This window comes from Leisingera sp. M523, assembly GCF_025141335.1.
Lineage (GTDB): Bacteria > Pseudomonadota > Alphaproteobacteria > Rhodobacterales > Rhodobacteraceae > Leisingera.
In genome coordinates, this window is sequence record NZ_CP081036.1 from 82,426 (window position 1) to 98,034 (window position 15,609).

14 protein-coding genes and 1 pseudogene are annotated in these 15,609 nt (G+C 62.7%); all 15 read left to right on the plus strand.

Annotated features, from left to right (window positions below; genetic code table 11):
• Positions 1-166: 166 nt before the first annotated feature.
• Positions 167-2,260, plus strand: a complete 2,094-nt coding sequence (locus K3557_RS00400; RefSeq protein ID WP_259996703.1) for a 3-hydroxyacyl-CoA dehydrogenase NAD-binding domain-containing protein — start codon at positions 167-169, stop codon at positions 2,258-2,260.
• Between the two features lie 11 nt (positions 2,261-2,271).
• Positions 2,272-3,450, plus strand: coding sequence for an acetyl-CoA C-acyltransferase (locus K3557_RS00405; protein ID WP_259996716.1), 1,179 nt, complete (start codon positions 2,272-2,274; stop codon positions 3,448-3,450).
• A gap of 13 nt (positions 3,451-3,463) precedes the next feature.
• Complete coding sequence (locus K3557_RS00410; protein WP_259996726.1) at positions 3,464-4,660, plus strand: acyl-CoA dehydrogenase family protein; 1,197 nt, start codon at positions 3,464-3,466, stop codon at positions 4,658-4,660.
• 14 nt (positions 4,661-4,674) lie between these two features.
• A complete protein-coding gene (locus tag K3557_RS00415; protein ID WP_259996728.1) occupies positions 4,675-5,805 on the plus strand; it encodes an acyl-CoA dehydrogenase family protein in 1,131 nt (376 codons plus the stop codon).
• 3 nt (positions 5,806-5,808) lie between these two features.
• Positions 5,809-6,234: a PaaI family thioesterase gene (locus tag K3557_RS00420; RefSeq protein ID WP_259996730.1), complete on the plus strand. Its 426-nt coding sequence runs from the start codon at positions 5,809-5,811 to the stop codon at positions 6,232-6,234.
• The gene (locus K3557_RS00425; RefSeq protein WP_259996732.1) at positions 6,231-7,010 is read left to right on the plus strand and encodes an oxepin-CoA hydrolase, alternative type; all 780 of its coding nucleotides are present in this window, start codon (positions 6,231-6,233) and stop codon (positions 7,008-7,010) included. The genes K3557_RS00420 and K3557_RS00425 overlap by 4 nt, the downstream gene beginning before the upstream one ends.
• A 10-nt stretch (positions 7,011-7,020) precedes the next feature.
• Positions 7,021-8,025 (plus strand): nitronate monooxygenase family protein, encoded by a 1,005-nt coding sequence (locus K3557_RS00430; RefSeq protein WP_259996734.1) that lies wholly within the window; start codon positions 7,021-7,023, stop codon positions 8,023-8,025.
• A 23-nt stretch (positions 8,026-8,048) separates the two neighbouring features.
• Positions 8,049-9,569, plus strand: coding sequence for a class I adenylate-forming enzyme family protein (locus K3557_RS00435; protein ID WP_259996736.1), 1,521 nt, complete (start codon positions 8,049-8,051; stop codon positions 9,567-9,569).
• Between the two features lie 176 nt (positions 9,570-9,745).
• Complete coding sequence (locus tag K3557_RS00440; RefSeq protein ID WP_259996738.1) at positions 9,746-10,816, plus strand: C4-dicarboxylate TRAP transporter substrate-binding protein; 1,071 nt, start codon at positions 9,746-9,748, stop codon at positions 10,814-10,816.
• Positions 10,817-10,877: 61 nt separating this feature from the next.
• Positions 10,878-11,375: a TRAP transporter small permease gene (locus K3557_RS00445; protein WP_259996740.1), complete on the plus strand. Its 498-nt coding sequence runs from the start codon at positions 10,878-10,880 to the stop codon at positions 11,373-11,375.
• 41 nt (positions 11,376-11,416) lie between these two features.
• Positions 11,417-12,757: a TRAP transporter large permease gene (locus K3557_RS00450; protein WP_259996751.1), complete on the plus strand. Its 1,341-nt coding sequence runs from the start codon at positions 11,417-11,419 to the stop codon at positions 12,755-12,757.
• Between the two features lie 67 nt (positions 12,758-12,824).
• On the plus strand, positions 12,825-13,628 hold the full coding sequence (locus tag K3557_RS00455) for an IclR family transcriptional regulator (protein ID WP_129369615.1): 804 nt from the start codon (positions 12,825-12,827) through the stop codon (positions 13,626-13,628).
• Positions 13,629-13,848: 220 nt separating this feature from the next.
• Positions 13,849-14,705: pseudogene (locus K3557_RS00460) on the plus strand (transposase); the annotation flags it as partial.
• Positions 14,706-14,788: 83 nt separating this feature from the next.
• Complete coding sequence (locus tag K3557_RS00465) at positions 14,789-15,193, plus strand: hypothetical protein (RefSeq protein WP_259996753.1); 405 nt, start codon at positions 14,789-14,791, stop codon at positions 15,191-15,193.
• Entirely contained in the window at positions 15,190-15,540 is a 351-nt protein-coding gene (gene tnpB, locus K3557_RS00470) for an IS66 family insertion sequence element accessory protein TnpB (RefSeq protein WP_259996760.1), read from the plus strand. Before K3557_RS00465 ends, tnpB begins: the two co-directional genes overlap by 4 nt.
• Positions 15,541-15,609 lie beyond the last annotated feature (69 nt).

Genomic DNA, 15,609 nt, shown 5'->3' on the forward strand with positions numbered 1-15,609 from the left:
CTCGCCTTCTCCGTCGCGTCCTGTGTGACCTTGCGGATGAGCAGCCGTCTCGGTGGAAGAAAATTCCGTAAAGAGGAATGTAATTTTACATATTGAAATTATAAATCGACATTGTTACTCAGAAACCCAAGCCAAGAGATGCGCGAACAACGGGCGGAGGAACGGGATGGCAAATCAGGTTAATCTGACAATGGATGGCAGCGTTGCTGTTGTGCGGGTGGACAACCCGCCGGTGAACGCGCTTTCGCATGCGGTGCGCGCTGGTCTGCAGGGGAGTTTTCGGGCCGCGCTGAGCCGCGCGGAAACCAAGGCTGTTGTCATCTGCTGCGCGGGGCGCAGTTTCTTTGCCGGCGCGGATATCCGCGAATTCGGCAAGCCGCCGCTGGCGCCGTTCCTGCCGGATCTGATCACTGAAATCGAGGCGGCGCCGGTGCCGGTCATTGCGGCGATGCACGGGAATGTGCTTGGCGGCGGGCTGGAGGCGGCCCTGGGCGCGCATTACCGGATCGCGGTGAAGGGCACCCGTCTCGGCCTGCCGGAAGTGTCGCTGGGGCTGCTGCCCGGCGCAGGCGGAACCCAGCGCCTGCCGCGGCTGATCCCGGCGGCAGATGCGGTCCGGATGATCACCGGCGGCAAGCCGGTTAGTGCCGATGCGGCGTTGTCCATGGGGCTGATTGACCGGGTGGCGGACGGCACCGATGCCCGCGCCGAAGGTATCGAATTCGCCCGGGAGCTGATCGCGGCAGGCAAGGAGCCGCGCCCGGCCGGGAGCCTGCTGTGCAATATACTGGAGCCGGCGGAACTGGAGGGCGTCCGGGCCAAAGTTGCCAGGGCCGCACGCGGGGCGATTGCGCCAATCGCCTGCCTCGATGCAGTGGAGGCGGCGATGTCGCTGCCGTTCGAGGACGGGCTGAAGAAAGAGCGCGCATTGTTTCAGGGGCTGATGGCCTCGGACCAGAGCACCGCCCTGATCCACGCTTTCTTTGCCGAGCGCCAGGTTGGGAAACTGCCGGAAATCGAAGGTGTTGACCCGCGCGCAATCAATCGGATGGGCGTTGTTGGCGGCGGCACTATGGGGGCGGGGATTGCTGTCAGCGCTTTGCTGAGCGGATTGGATGTGACCCTGGCCGAGCGTGACGAAGCTGCGGCAGACAGGGCGGCAGACAGCGTTGGCAGGATGTTGGAGAGTGCTGTGAAACGCGGCAAGCTGGCAGCGCCGCAGCGAGATGCCATTCTAGCGCAAGCGTTCCGCACCACCACCCGGTACGAGGATTTCGCACAGGCAGATCTGGTGATCGAAGCTGTCTTTGAAAGCATGGACGTCAAGAAGGACGTGTTCACCCGGCTGGATGAGGTCTGCAAGCCGGGCGCCATTCTGGCCTCGAACACCTCTTATCTGGATCTGAACCGGATTGCGGCAATGACCAGCCGCCCGCAGGATGTGATCGGGCTGCATTTCTTCTCGCCCGCGCATGTGATGCGGCTGCTGGAAGTTGTGGTGGGCAAAGATACCGCCCCTGATGCGGTGGCGACCGGCTTTGCGCTGGCCAAGCGGCTGAAGAAAGTGGCGGTGCGCGCGGGCGTCTGCGACGGCTTTATCGGCAACCGGATCCTGTCGCATTACAGCAAGGCGGTCTACGGCATGGTGCTGGCCGGGGCCAGCCCCTATGCGGTGGACAAGGCGCTGACCGGGTTTGGTCTGGCGATGGGGCCGTTTGCCGTTGGCGATCTGGCCGGGCTGGACATCGGTTGGGCCAACCGCAAGCGCCTAGCGGCTGAGCGCGACCCAAGGGAAATCTACCCCGAGTTTGCCGACCGACTGTGCGAATTGGGCCGGTTCGGGCGCAAGACCGGGCGCGGGTTTTACATCTATGAGGAAGGCGCTGGCGGGCCGAAGCCTGATCCTGAAGTGGAAGAAATCATCGCGGCAGAGCGCGCCACCAAGGGCATCACACCGCGGACGATAGGCGAAGATGAGATCATCAGCCGTTACATGGCAGCGATGGTGAACGAGGCCGCCCGCGTGGTCGGCGATGGCATTGCGCTGCGGCCGCTGGATGTGGATGTGACCCTGCTGAACGGCTACGGGTTTCCGCGCTGGCGCGGCGGGCCGATGCATTATGCCGATGCCAAGGGGCTGGACAGGATCCTGCAGGATATCTGCTGCTTCCACGAGGAAGATCCCCTGCTTTGGCAGCCTGCGCCGCTGCTGGAACGGTTGGCCGCCGAAGGCCGGACATTCGGCAGCCTCAACACCTGAAGGAGTTCTCAATGAAACAGGCGGTCATCGTCTCCACTGCGCGCACTGGTCTGGCCAAATCCTACCGCGGCGCCTTCAATGAAACCCATGGCGCCACCATGGCAGGCCATGCCATCAGCCACGCGGTGCAGCGTGCCGGCATTGCGCCGGACCTGATCGAGGACGCGCTGGTCGGCTGCGGTTACCCTGAGGGCTGGACCGGGTCCAACATCGCCCGCCAGTCGGTGATCCGCGCAGGGCTGCCGGTGTCAGTTTCCGCGGCCACGGTGAACCGCTTCTGCTCGTCCGGCTTGCAGGCGGTGGCAATGGCAGCGCATTCGATTGTGATGGAGGGCGCAGAGGCCGCCATTGGGGCAGGGGTGGAAAGCATCAGTCAGATGCCGCCCGCCCGCCCGCCGCAGGCGCAGGAAAGCTGGATTCTGCAGAACAAGCCGGAGCTGTATCTGCCGATGATCCAGACTGCCGATATTGTCGCCCAACGCTATGGCATCAGCCGCGAGGCGCAGGACGAACTGGCGCTGTCCAGCCAGCAGCGCACGGCAGCGGCGCAGGCTGCGGGCCGTCTGGATGATGAGATTGTGCCCATCACTGTGACCCAGGCCTTCAAGGACAAGAAAAGCGGCGAGATCACCCGTAAGGAGGTGACCTTTGCCATGGACGACTGCAACCGGCCGGACACCACGCTGGAGGGGCTGGCCGGGCTGGCCCCGGTGCAGGGTGAGGGGCATTTCGTCACCGCCGGCAATGCCTCGCAGCTGAGCGACGGGGCGGCGGCGCTGGTGCTGATGGACAGCGCCGTGGCCGAACGCGAAGGCGCCGAACCGCTCGGCGCGTTCAAGGGCTTCGCGGTTGCGGGCTGCGAGCCGGATGAAATGGGCATCGGTCCGGTCTACGCGGTGCCGCGCCTGCTGCAGCGGCACGGGCTGAAGGCCGACGACATCGATCTGTGGGAGCTGAACGAGGCCTTCGCCTCGCAGGCGCTCTACTGCCGCGACCGGTTGGAGATCGACCCGGAGATTTGCAACGTCAACGGCGGTTCAATCTCGATCGGCCACCCCTTTGGCATGACCGGCGCACGGATGACCGGGCATCTGCTGCTGGAAGGGCGGCGGCGGGGCGCCAAGCTGGGTGTTGTCACCATGTGCATCGGCGGCGGCATGGGTGCGGCCGGCCTGTTTGAAATCTTCTGAGGGGCACCACGCGATGGATCTGAATTACACCAAGGAAGAACAGGCGTTCCGGGCTGAGGTCCGCCAGTGGCTGAACGACACCCTGCCGCATGAACTGCGCGAGAAGGTGCGGCTGGGCAAGCGGCTGGCCAAGGCGGACGTCGAGCAGTGGCACAGCCTGCTGAATGCGCGCGGCTGGCTGGCGCCGAACTGGCCGCGGGCCTATGGCGGCTGTGAATGGAACGCGGTGCAGCGCCATATCTTTGAAGAAGAGGCTTGTCTGGCCCATGCCCCGCGCAGCCTGCCATTCGGCCTGTCGATGCTGGCGCCGGTGCTGCTGGCGTTTGGATCTGAAGAGCAGCGCCAGCGCTTTCTGCCGCGCATCCTGAACGGGCAGGACTGGTGGTGTCAGGGCTATTCCGAGCCGGGCGCAGGTTCCGATCTGGCGGCGGTCAAGACCCGGGCGGTGCGTGACGGCGATCACTATGTGGTCAATGGCCAGAAAACCTGGACCACGCTGGGCCAGCACGCGAACTGGATTTTCTGCCTGGTGCGGACGGATCCGGATGCCAAGAAACAGGAAGGCATCTCCTTCCTGCTGATCGATATGAACACGCCCGGAGTCACGGTGCGCCCCATCGTGCTGATCGATGGCGAGCCGGAAGTGAACGAGGTGTTCTTTGACAACGTCCGGGTGCCTGCGGAGAACCTGGTGGGGGAGGAGAACAAGGGCTGGACCTATGCCAAGTACCTGCTGACCCATGAGCGCACCAATATCGCCGGGGTCGGTTTTTCAAACGCGCTGCTGACGACGCTGAAACATGTGGCCGGGCGGGTGGCGTCCGGCGGCCGGCCGCTGGCGGAAAACCCGCATTTCGCGGCCCGCATGGCGCAGGCAGAGATCGACCTGATGGCGATGGCGACCACCAACCTGCGGGTTGTCTCGGCTGCGGCCAAGGGGCAGGCGCCCGGCGCCGAAAGCTCGATGCTGAAGGTCAAGGGCACGGTGATCCGGCAGGAACTGACATCGCTCTTGCGCCGGGCGATGGGGCCGGACGCGCTGCCGTTCCAGCCTGATTTTCTGGATGGCGGCAGCAATGCAGCGGCACTGGGTCCGGATCATGCGGCGGCGGCGGCGCCTGCGTATTTCAACATGCGCAAGCTGTCGATTTTCGGCGGCTCGAACGAGGTGCAGCGCACCATCATCACCAAGGCCATTCTGGGGCTGTAACGGGAGCAGGCGACATGGATTTCAATCTGACCGAAGAGCGGATGATGCTCCGCGATACGCTGCAGCGGTTTCTGGCGGACAAGTATTCACATGAAAATCGTCGGGCACTGATTGCGGCGGGTATGCCATTTGATAGCGGGATCTATGCCGGGTTGGCCGAACTGGGCGTGCTGGGGGCCATGTTCCGCGAAGATCAGGGCGGTTTCGGTGGCCAGGGCTTTGACCTGATGGTGGTGTTCGAAGAGCTGGGCCGCGCTGGCGTGATCGAACCGGTGCTGCCCGCGGTTCTGGCGGGCGGGCTGATTGCCGCGTTTGGCACCGGCCGCCAGCGCGGACTGGCGGATGAGATCATTGCGGGAACCCATGTCGCGGCGCTGGCGCAGGGCGAGGCCGGGGCGCGCTATGACCTGAACCATGTGGAAACCACGGCTGCTGCCGAAGGCGATGCCATCGTGCTGAACGGCATCAAGACCCATGTGCTGTACGGTTCTGAGGCGCAGACCCTGGTGGTGTCGGCGCGGGAGGCTGGCGATGCGGCGGATATGGCAGGCATTTCGCTGTTTCTGGTGCCGGCAAACACCCCGGGCGTGACCGTCAGCGGCCACCGCAATATGGACGGCATACCGTCTGCAACGGTTGTATTGGACAGGGTTCGCCTGACGGATGCGGCGCGGCTGGGGGCTGCCGGAGAGGGGCTGGGCGCGCTGGAAGCTTCTGTTGCCCGCGGCCTGACTGCCCTCTGCGCCGAGGCGCTGGGGGCGATGGAGGCCGCCAAGGACCTGACCATCGCCTATCTGAAGGAGCGCAAACAGTTCGGCATGCCGATCGGCAAGTTTCAGGCGCTGCAGCACCGGATGGCGGATCTGCTGATCGAGGTGGAGCAGGCGTGTTCCGCCGTGATCAACCTGGCGGGCAATCTGGACCAGCCGCGGGAGTTGCGCGAAATCCACGTCAGCGCCGCCAAGAACCTGATTGGCCGCGCCGGGGCGCTGGTGGCCGAGGAATGCATCCAGATGCATGGCGGCATCGGCATGACCGATGAATACGCGCTGTCCCATTTTGCCCGCCGGCTGACGACGATCGACCATCTGTTCGGCGACACGGATTACCATCTGGAGCGCTTCATCGCGCTGAAGGCAGGGTAAGATATGGCGCTGATCCGTCCCGGCAGGCCCCTGATCCCGCTGTTCGAGGCAATGGGATACGGCATTGAACTCGACCCGGAGGCGGTTGAGGCGCATTGCGTGCTGGAGATCTCCAGCCTGCACCTGAACCGCCAGGGCAGCCTGCATGGCGGGGTGGCGGCGACGCTGCTGGATACGGCCAGCGGGATCACCGCCAGCCTCACCTGCGATCCGCAAGGGATTACCCCATTTGCCACCCTGTCGCTGAACGTCAGCTACATGGCGGTGGCCCGGTCTGGCCGCCTGCGGGCGTCCGGGCAGATCACCGGCGGCGGCAGCGCAACCAAATTTGTCTCTTGCGGCCTGCGGGACGAGACGGGGCGGCTGATTGCAGCCTCCACCGGCGTCTTCAAACGGGTGCGCGGAACAGCAGCAGAGGATGCGGCATGAGCGCGCTTTACCGGCACGAGGTCCGCGGCGGGACCCTGGTTATCTGGAACTGCAACACAGGCATGCGCAATGCGTTGTCGTATGAGTATTACCAAGGCTTGCAGGAGGGTCTGGCGCGGGCGGCGGAGGATCCTGCGATTGCAGCGGTGATCCTGGCGGGCGCGGGCGGGTTCTTCTGTTCCGGCGGCAATCTGAACATGCTGAAGGAACGCCGCGCGATGCCCTATGAGGAGCGGCAGGTGCAGATCGGCAAGCTGAACGCCTTGATCCGTGCGGTCCGGGACTGCCCCAAGCCCGTGATTGCAGCTGTCGAAGGCGGCGCGGCTGGGGCTGGGTTATCGCTTGCAATGGCGGCGGATATGATCGTGGCGGAAGATGGAGCGCTGTTCACGCTGGCCTATGTCAAGGCGGGCCTGGTGCCGGATGGCGGTGCCACCTATGCGCTGACGCAGGCGCTGCCGCGGGCGACCGTGGCACGGATGGCGATGCTGGCAGAGCCGCTCAGCGCCGAGCGGATGCATCAGCTGGGGGTGGTGACGGAACTGGCACCCAAAGGGCGCACCCTGGCGCAGGCCGAAGCTTTGGCCGATGCGGTGGCCCGTGGCCCTGAGATGGCGATTGCGGACATCAAGATGCTGCTCAACCAGGCCGAAACCGCCAGTTTCGAAGACCAGATGACCCATGAACGCGATGCCATGGCCAAGGCCCTTGGCGGTGACGAAGCCCAGGCTGGCATCGGCGCCTTTCTTAGCAAAACCTCCCCAGTATTCCGGTAAGGAGACCGACATGATGCATACTTCTGCGCTTCCGGCGATTTTCGACACGGCCGTGACCCGGACCTATGGCACCCGGCTGCCGGTTGTGGCGGGCGGCCTGCAATGGCTGGCCAATGCCGAATATGTATCGGCTGCGGCGCGGGCCGGGATTGTCTCGTTCATCACTGCGGCCAGTTTTCCCGAGATGGAGGATCTGCGCGCCGAGATCCGCCGCTGCCGCGAGATGTGCGGGGGCAAGGCTTTCGGCGTCAATGTCTCGATGATCCCCAAGCTGGTGCCAGGCGAGAAGACCGAAGAGGTGTTCCGTCTGATCGCGGACGAAGGTGTGCAGTTTGTCGAAACATCCGGCCGCAGCCCCGAGGCGTTCATGCCCATCCTCAAGGATGCCGGGATCACCGTGCTGCATAAGGTGCCCAGCCTGCGTTATGCGGTGAAGGCGGAGCAGGTGGGGGTTGATATGGTGTCGATTGTCGGCGCCGAATGCGGCGGCCACCCCGGCATGGATATGGTTGGCAGCATGGTCAACGCAGGCCTGGCCGGGGACCGGCTGACTATCCCCTGGCTGATCGGCGGCGGCATCGGACACGGCAAGCAGATCATGGCGGCGCTGGTCATGGGCGCGGCGGGCGTGGTGATGGGCACCAGGTTCCTGGTTGCCAGCGAGCTGACCGCGCATCCGGACTATAAGCAGGCGATGGTGAATGCGAGCGAGCTGGACACGCAGCTGACCATGCACTCGGTGCGCAACACCGTGCGCAGTCTGCGCAACCAGACCACAGAAACAGTTGCCAAGCTGGAGCGCGACAATCCGGAGATCGGCATTCAGGAACTGCTGAAGCATGTATCCGGCAAGATCGGACGCCAAGCCTATGCCACTGGCGACGTCTCGCAGGGGCTGCTGTCGGCAGGCCATGCGCTGGGGTTTGTCGACAAGGTGGAGCCCTTTGCCGAAATCATCGCCCGGCTGGAGGCTGAGGCACTGGCGGTCTTCGGGCGGCTGGGCCTGGCGGCGTAACGGCGCAAGGGAGGAGGAAAGACATGCATAACCGCGTACACGGGCTGCTGCAGGCAGCCGCCGGGGCCCGCCCCGATGCTTTGGCGCTGATGGATCAGGGTGGCCGCTGCCTGACTTGGCAGGATATGTCCCAAGCGGCACATGCCGCGGCGGAGCAGCTGAAGTCCGCAGGCGTGCGGTCCGGCGACCGGGTGGTTCTGGTGTTTGAGAACTGCGCCGAGGTGATCGCGTTCTTCTATGGCGCCAGCCTGCTGGATGCATCCGCGGTTGCCATCAATGCGCGGCTGACCACGGCTGAGCTGGACCGGATCTTTGCCCATTCCGATCCCAGTGCCGTCATGTTCACAGCCGCCGCCTCGGCAGCGGCCCGCGTCCATGCGGACCACTATGGCGCACAGGACGTGCAGGGTGCCTTTGGCGCGGCGGCCCTGATGCCGCGCGCTGGCGCCGTGCCGGAACCGGTGTCAGAGGACGGGTGCGAACAGACCGCCCTTCTGCTTTACACCTCGGGCACAACTGGCACCCCCAAGGCCGCAATGCTGACCCACGCCAACCTTATTGCAGGGGCGGCGGCCTCAGCCGAGGTGCGGGGGATTCAGCAGTCGGATGTTACCTATCTGGCGCTGCCGCTCAGCCATATTTTCGGGCTTGTCACCATGCTGTCCGTCACCCTGGCGCAATCGGCGATGCGGATGGAGGCGCAATTCTCGGCAGAGCGTCTGTACCAGGCGCTGCAGGAGGATGTGACCCTGCTGCCCGCAGTGCCGCAGATGCATGCGCATCTGTTCAACTATGCCCGCGCTCACGGCAAGCCGCGCTATGATGCGGACAAACTGCGGTTTGTGTCCTCTGGCGGTGCGCCCCTGGATCCGGCCTGGAAGCGCGAGGCAGAGGCGTTTTATGGCCTGCCCCTGCAAAACGGTTACGGGCTGACTGAGGGCACGGCGGGTGTCTGTGCCACCCGCAACGCATTCGGCGATCCTGACATCAGCGTCGGCCTGGCAATGGGCGATTGCACCCTTGAACTGGATCTGGAGGCGCCGGGCGCCACCCCGGAGGAAGGCATCGGCGAGATCCTTGTGGGGGGGCCGCAAATCATGAAGGGGTACTTCCGCGATCCGGTGCAAACAGCCGCAGCGCTGACTAAGGACGGGTTTTTCCGCACCGGCGATCTGGGCCGCTTTGACGGGGAAGGGCGGCTGCATATTGCCGGGCGCACCAAGGAGTTGATCATCAGGTCCGGCTTTAATGTCTATCCGGTGGAGATCGAGGCGGCGCTGACCGAGCATCCCGATGTGGTGGTGGCAAGCGTGGTGGGCCGTACCGTTGAAGGGAATGAAGAGGTTCTGGCCTTTGTCAGCGCCGCCACCGGCAGTAGCGTGACAGAGGCGGAACTGAAAGCCTTCCTGCAGGACCGGCTTGCGCCCTACAAGCGGCCGGCACGTATTATCGTGGCTGCGGCCCTGCCTGCCGCGCCGACTGGGAAAATCCTGAAAGCGAAACTGATCGAGACCTTTGCCAGCGAGCTGGCGGAAGGCGTTTGATCTGCTGCGCCGATTTCGTGTCCTGCAGAGGCGCAGAAGAGGAAGTCCTGTTCTGCAGCGGGTCGAGCGCAGGCAGTTATCGCAAATTCCATTATGTGAAATAAAATTCTGGACATAATGTTAAAATTCCACATAGTAAAATGAAGCGAATGGCTTTCGAGGAGGAGATGCCAGTCATGGGAATGATCAGGAATATTCTGGGAGGGCTGACCATTGCGGCCTGTCTTGGCGCGACGGCGGTCTCTGCGGAGACCGTGATTTACTACGGCCACAGCGGCCCGGACCGGGGCACGGTTCCTGCCGCGCTGAAATGGTACAACAGCCGTATCGGCGAGCTGTCGGCAGGCGATCTGCGCATGGATGTCCAATGGGGCGGCGCGCTGTTCAAGGCAAGCGCGGCAGTGCAGGGGATCAGCGACGGGGTGGCGGATGCCGGTTCGATCATTGCGGCTTATTTCCAAAAGGAAATGGCGGCCTATTCGCTGGCTGACTTTCCCATCGGCGGGCCGAATGCTTGGGTCGCCATGCGTGCCGCCGACCGTCTGATGCGGTCGGAACCGCAGATTACCGAGCATCTGGCCCGCCAGAACCTGGTCTATATCGGCACCTTCACCGCCTCGGCTGTGAATGTGGCCTGCGCCGGAGAGCCGATCCGTTCGGTTGAGGATATCAAGGGCAAGAAGGTCCGCGGCGCCGGCGTTTACGGCAAGGTCTTCGGCGAAATGGGCGCCACCCGCGTGAACCTGTCGGTCTATGAGGCCTATCAGGGGCTGGACACCGGGCTGATCAATTGCAGCCAGGGCTATGATTACATCGTTCCTTCGCTGAAATGGGACGAGGTGATCGACAGCTATACTGTCCTGAACTGGGGGCAGATCGGCGGCTACGGCATGTTCATGAACAAACAGGTCTTTGACGGCCTGGAGGCTGGCCAGCAGCAGGTGCTGATGCAGGCGGGCGAGGAACTGGCCGACCAGTTTGCCAAGATCGTGACCGGGGCCAACAGCAAAGCGATGAAGGCGATGACCGCAGGCGAGACCAGCCGCAAGATCGAGGTCATCGAGCTGAGCGATGCTGACAAGGCTGCCCTGAATGCTGCGGCGGAACCCTTTATTGCGGATTGGATGGAAAATGCCCGCAGCGTTGGTCTGGATGCCGACCGGCTGATGGCGACCTATACCGCCGCTGTGGCTGAGTTCACGTCCGAGTTCGAAGCCAAGGGCTATCCTTGGACGCGCAGCAACTGATCAAGGCGGAACAGGGGCCGGGCGGCGGCAGCGCCGTCTGGCAGTACCAGGGGAGGACAAGATGCTGCACAGGCTGGAACGGGTTTTTGTGGATGTATCGGCTGCGGCTATCATCCTGCTGGCGCTGTTGATCTTTGCCGATGTGGTGGCGCTGAACCTGTTCAACAGCTCGGTGCCGGACACCATTGTCATCGTGCGCGAGCTGATGGTTCTGGCGATTGTGATGCCCCTGGCCGCCGCAACCGCGCAACGGGCGCATATCGCGGTGGAGTTTCTGACCAATCTGCTGCCGCCGCGCGTGTCGGGGTGGCTGGCAGTGTTCGGCACCCTGTTCGGCCTGCTGGCGCTGACGCCGATCCTGTATTCCGGCGGCCGGGAATTCCTGCATCAGTGGCAGACCGGCAGTGTGTTTTACGGCGATCTGAACCTGCCGCAATGGCCGGGGCGGCTGGCCTTTACCCTTGGGATTGCGCTGGGATGGCTGCGGCTTGCGGTGATGGCTGCCGGTGATGCGCTGACCCTGCTGCGCGGCGGCGAAATCGCGCTGCACAAAACCTGACATCCATCTGACATTCAACAGACCTGCCGAGGAGACTGCCCGTGGATCCCGCCCTGATCGGCCTTGTGGCCTTTGCCGTTATGCTTGTGCTTCTGGCCATTCGTGTGCCGATTGCCTTTGCCCTGATCGGCGTGCCGACGCTGGCGGCCTTTACAATCTTTGCGTTCCGCACCGGCACCTTCATGCCGGAACGGGCCTTCCGGGCAACCTCCTCGCTGGTCTTCAATAACTCGTTCGATCTGCTGCATTCCTTTGATCTGTCGATGATCCCGCTGTTCATCGCGCTTGGCAATATTGCCTATCGGGCCGGGATCACCACAGCTGTTTATGATGCGGCCAAGGTCTGGCTGCTGCGCCTGCGCGGCGGCATTGCGGTGGCCTCGGTGATGGGCTGCGGCGGGTTTTCCGCCATTACCGGCTCCAGCCTGGCCTGTGCGTCGACCATGGGCAAAATCTGCACACCTGAAATGCTGCGTCTTGGCTATGACCCAAGGCTGGCAACCGCCAGCGTCGCGGCCGGGGGTACACTCGGCTCTCTGATCCCCCCGAGCATTCTGTTCATTATCTATGCGATCTTTACCGAGACCTCGGTGAACAAGCTGTTCATTGCCGGCATTCTGCCGGGGCTGCTGACGCTGGCGGGTTTTGTCCTGGTCATTGCCATGTGGATCAAGGCGGATCCGGCGGCGGTGCCGGCGCGCGGCGAGGCTGCCAGCTTTGCCGACAAGCTGGCAGCGTTCCGAAGAGCATGGCCCGCAGCGGTGATCTTTGCAGTTATCGTGATCGGGATTTACGGCGGCTATTTTACCGCCACCGCAGCAGCGGCGGTCAGCGTGGTGCTGACGGTGCTGATCGGCCTGGCGCAGCGGCAGCTGGACCTGGCGGGCATCTGGCAGGCGGTGCGGGAAACCTGTGTACAGACCGCCGCGATCTTCTTTGTCGCGGCGGGCGCCAAGATCTTTGTCGCGGCCATCGCGCTCACGGGCATGGCCCCGGCGCTGGTGGACTGGGTGGCGCAGGCGCAGTTATCTACGGGCACGCTGCTGTTTGCGATCTGCGTCGTCTATCTGATGCTGGGCATGTTCCTGGATCCGATCGGGATCATGGTTCTGACCCTGCCGCTGGTGGTGCCGCTGGTGGAATCCTATGGGCTGAACCTGATCTGGTTCGGCGTCGTTGTCGTGAAGCTGCTGGAGATCGGCCTGATAACGCCGCCTGTGGGGCTGAATGTCTTTGTGCTGTCCAATGTTGTCGGCAAGGACGCCCCGGTGGGCATGGTGTTTTCCGGCATCTGGCGGTTCCTAAGCGTTGATGTGGTCGTGCTGCTTCTGCTGGTGGCGTTTCCGTCGATCTCTCTGGTGCTGTCAAATGCGGTTCAGTAGTATCGGGGACCAGCGGACTGCGAATACCCCGCTCGGGCCGGACGTCCGCATAGATACAGGGAATACCATGCCAGCCGATGCATCGGACAAGAGATTTGCAAATACACTCGCGCGGGGCCTGACCATCTTGCGGGCCTTCCGCCCGACGGATGACGGTCTGGGCAACCTTGAAATCTCCGAACGCACCGGCATTCCGCGCCCGACAGTGTCCAGGCTGACCTTCACCCTGTGCGCGCTTGGATACCTGACCCATGGACGGCGGCACGATAAATACCGCCTTGGCCCGGCAGCGCTGGCGCTGGGGAACATCGCCGCGGCCTCATTCGCCTTTGTTGAGATCGCCTCGCCGGTGATGCAGCGGCTGGCGGATGAAACCGGCACGCTGACGGCGATCAGCATCAAAGATGACCAGCGGATGCTGCTGACCAGGGCCTGGCGGCCAGTGAACTCCTCGGCAATCTGGCTGGATGTCGGCTATCGGATGCCGCTTCATACTTCTTCCAGCGGCAAAGCGTATCTGGGTGCACTCAACGATGAGGAATTTGCCCGTTTTCTTGAAAGCCAAGGCGATGAGCCAGCAGAGTTGCTGGCGGAATTCGCAGCAATAAGACTTGCCGCGCATAACGAGATCCTGGCTGACGGCTACACTCAGGTTAGGGGCGTAAGCCGGTTTTCCGAAACCATCAACGCCGCTGCTGTGCCATACCGTCCGTCTGATTTAGGTGAGCCGGTGGCTTTTCTGGCAAGCTCCACTTCAAAGCAACTTACTGATCAACGCATCTCTGACGAGGTTGGCCCGGCACTTGCCGAGGCTGTGTCTGAGGTCCGCAGGATGACCGGCCAACAGTCCGCTCTTGTGATGAATGAATAGGGCGTCTCGGGTGTAACCGACTCTGCCGACGGAGTTTCGGTTTGCCGCCATTCCTCGCGGAGGGCCCGGAGCCATCGTCAGATGGCAGCTTTTCAGATCGCTTAGGCATTTGTGCGTTTTGCAGCATTTGCCTGGTTTGGGCTGATTTTGTTGAAAAAACCCTGCTTGATCGAAAGGTAAGTGGCTGTTTCAGTTCTCTCGAGGAGCGGGAGGATTGGCGATGATGGGACCGAGGCAGGAAGCACAAGCGGCCTTGTTCTACGAGTTTTCGCTGGAAGATCACATTCCACAAGATCACCTTTTGCGGTCGATTGACCGGTTCGTTGATCTGGGCAGCGTCCGCGCGCATTTGGCCGGCTTTTACAGCCACACGGGCCGCCCATCCATTGACCTGGAACTCCTGATCCGGATGCTGTTGGTTGGATACTGCATTGGCACCCGATCCGAGCGGCGGCTATGCGAAGAGGTGCACTTGAACCTCGCCTATCGGTGGTTTTGTCGCCTTGATCTGACGGATCGTATCCCGGACCACTCGGCATTCTCAAAGAACAAGCACGGTCGTTTCCGCGAGAGCGGCCTCTTGCGCCACGTGTTCGAGATGACGGTCGCGCGCTGCATGGAAGAAGGGTTGGTCGGTGGTCAGGGCTTCGCGGTCGACGCCAGCCTGATCAGTGCCGATGTTCAAAAGCAGAACTCGAGCAATCCGGAAGACTGGGCGGCGCGCGAGATTGATCCTGATGATGCGCCTCGGGCTGTGCGCGAGTATCTTGACACATTGGACGACGAGGCGTTCGGTGCGGCGATGACTGCCAAGCCCAAGTTCACGGCTCAAGCAGGCCAATGGACGGCAGCGCCCAAAGGCCAGCGTTCTTTGCCTATTCCGACAACTATCTCATCGACACAGATCACGGCATCATCATGGGCGTGGATGCCAATCGGTCGAACCAGACCGCTGAAGTCGGTGCCATGCGCAAGATGCTTGATTGAACTGAAGAGCGATTTGGCGTAAAGCCCCTTCGGATCGCCGCTGATACTGCCTACGGATCGTCCGACAATCTTGTTTGGTTGGCTCAGAAGCGTCGTAAGCGGTGCAAAGACCCCATGTTTCAATAAAATAAGGGGTTTGAGATACTGGCGCCACCTGAAGAAAGGAGGTGGTGATGCTGGATGGAATGATGCCGGAAGAGGTGAAGGTGTGGGGGTTCACGATCCCCGTTTCCTCATCCGGGCGGCGAAAATGGCCTGATGCGCTCCGCACCAAGGCTGTTCAAAAGATCCTGGCTGGAGCCGGAATCCGCGAGACGGCTGAGGAGATCGGCGCCAACAAATCTCTGGTCGCTCTCTGGGTTAAGAAGGCCGGCACTTCCGGGAAGAACCCAGCCTTTGTCGAGGTCATTGCTCCGGCGGCCCAGCGGCTGGTCGAGTCTCCTCACAAGAATGGACCCGAGGCAGCAAGCAGCGCCTCCTGCCGGATAAGTATCGGAGTGGCAGCCATTGAGATACCCCATGGCTATCCTGCCGATCACCTAGTGGAAGTTCTGCGGGCTGTGAGGGCAGCACAATGATTTCTCCCGCCAGCAACTTCCGGATTTACCTTGCCTCGGAGCCGGTCGATTTCCGCAAGGGTATGGACGGGCTTGCAGCCTGTGTGGCTAACAATTTCGAGCTAGATCCCTATTCAGGGGCGATTTACGTATTCCGCTCCCGGCGCGCCAACCGGCTGAAGATTCTGGTCTGGGATGGCTCCGGCCTTGTGCTGATCATGAAACGGCTGACCGGCAAACGCTTTACCTGGCCGAAACCGCAAGCCGGACCTATCATCTTGAGCAAAGTTCAGTTCGACACCCTTTTCGAAGGGATCGATTGGACCCAGGTGGCAGCATCAAACAGCCGCAAGCCCGTCTTCCTGTAAACCCAAACAACAGTTCCTTGTTGAGCGGCCGGAGCGTTCCCGGCCGGCAGTCCAACCTTGCCAGAGGTC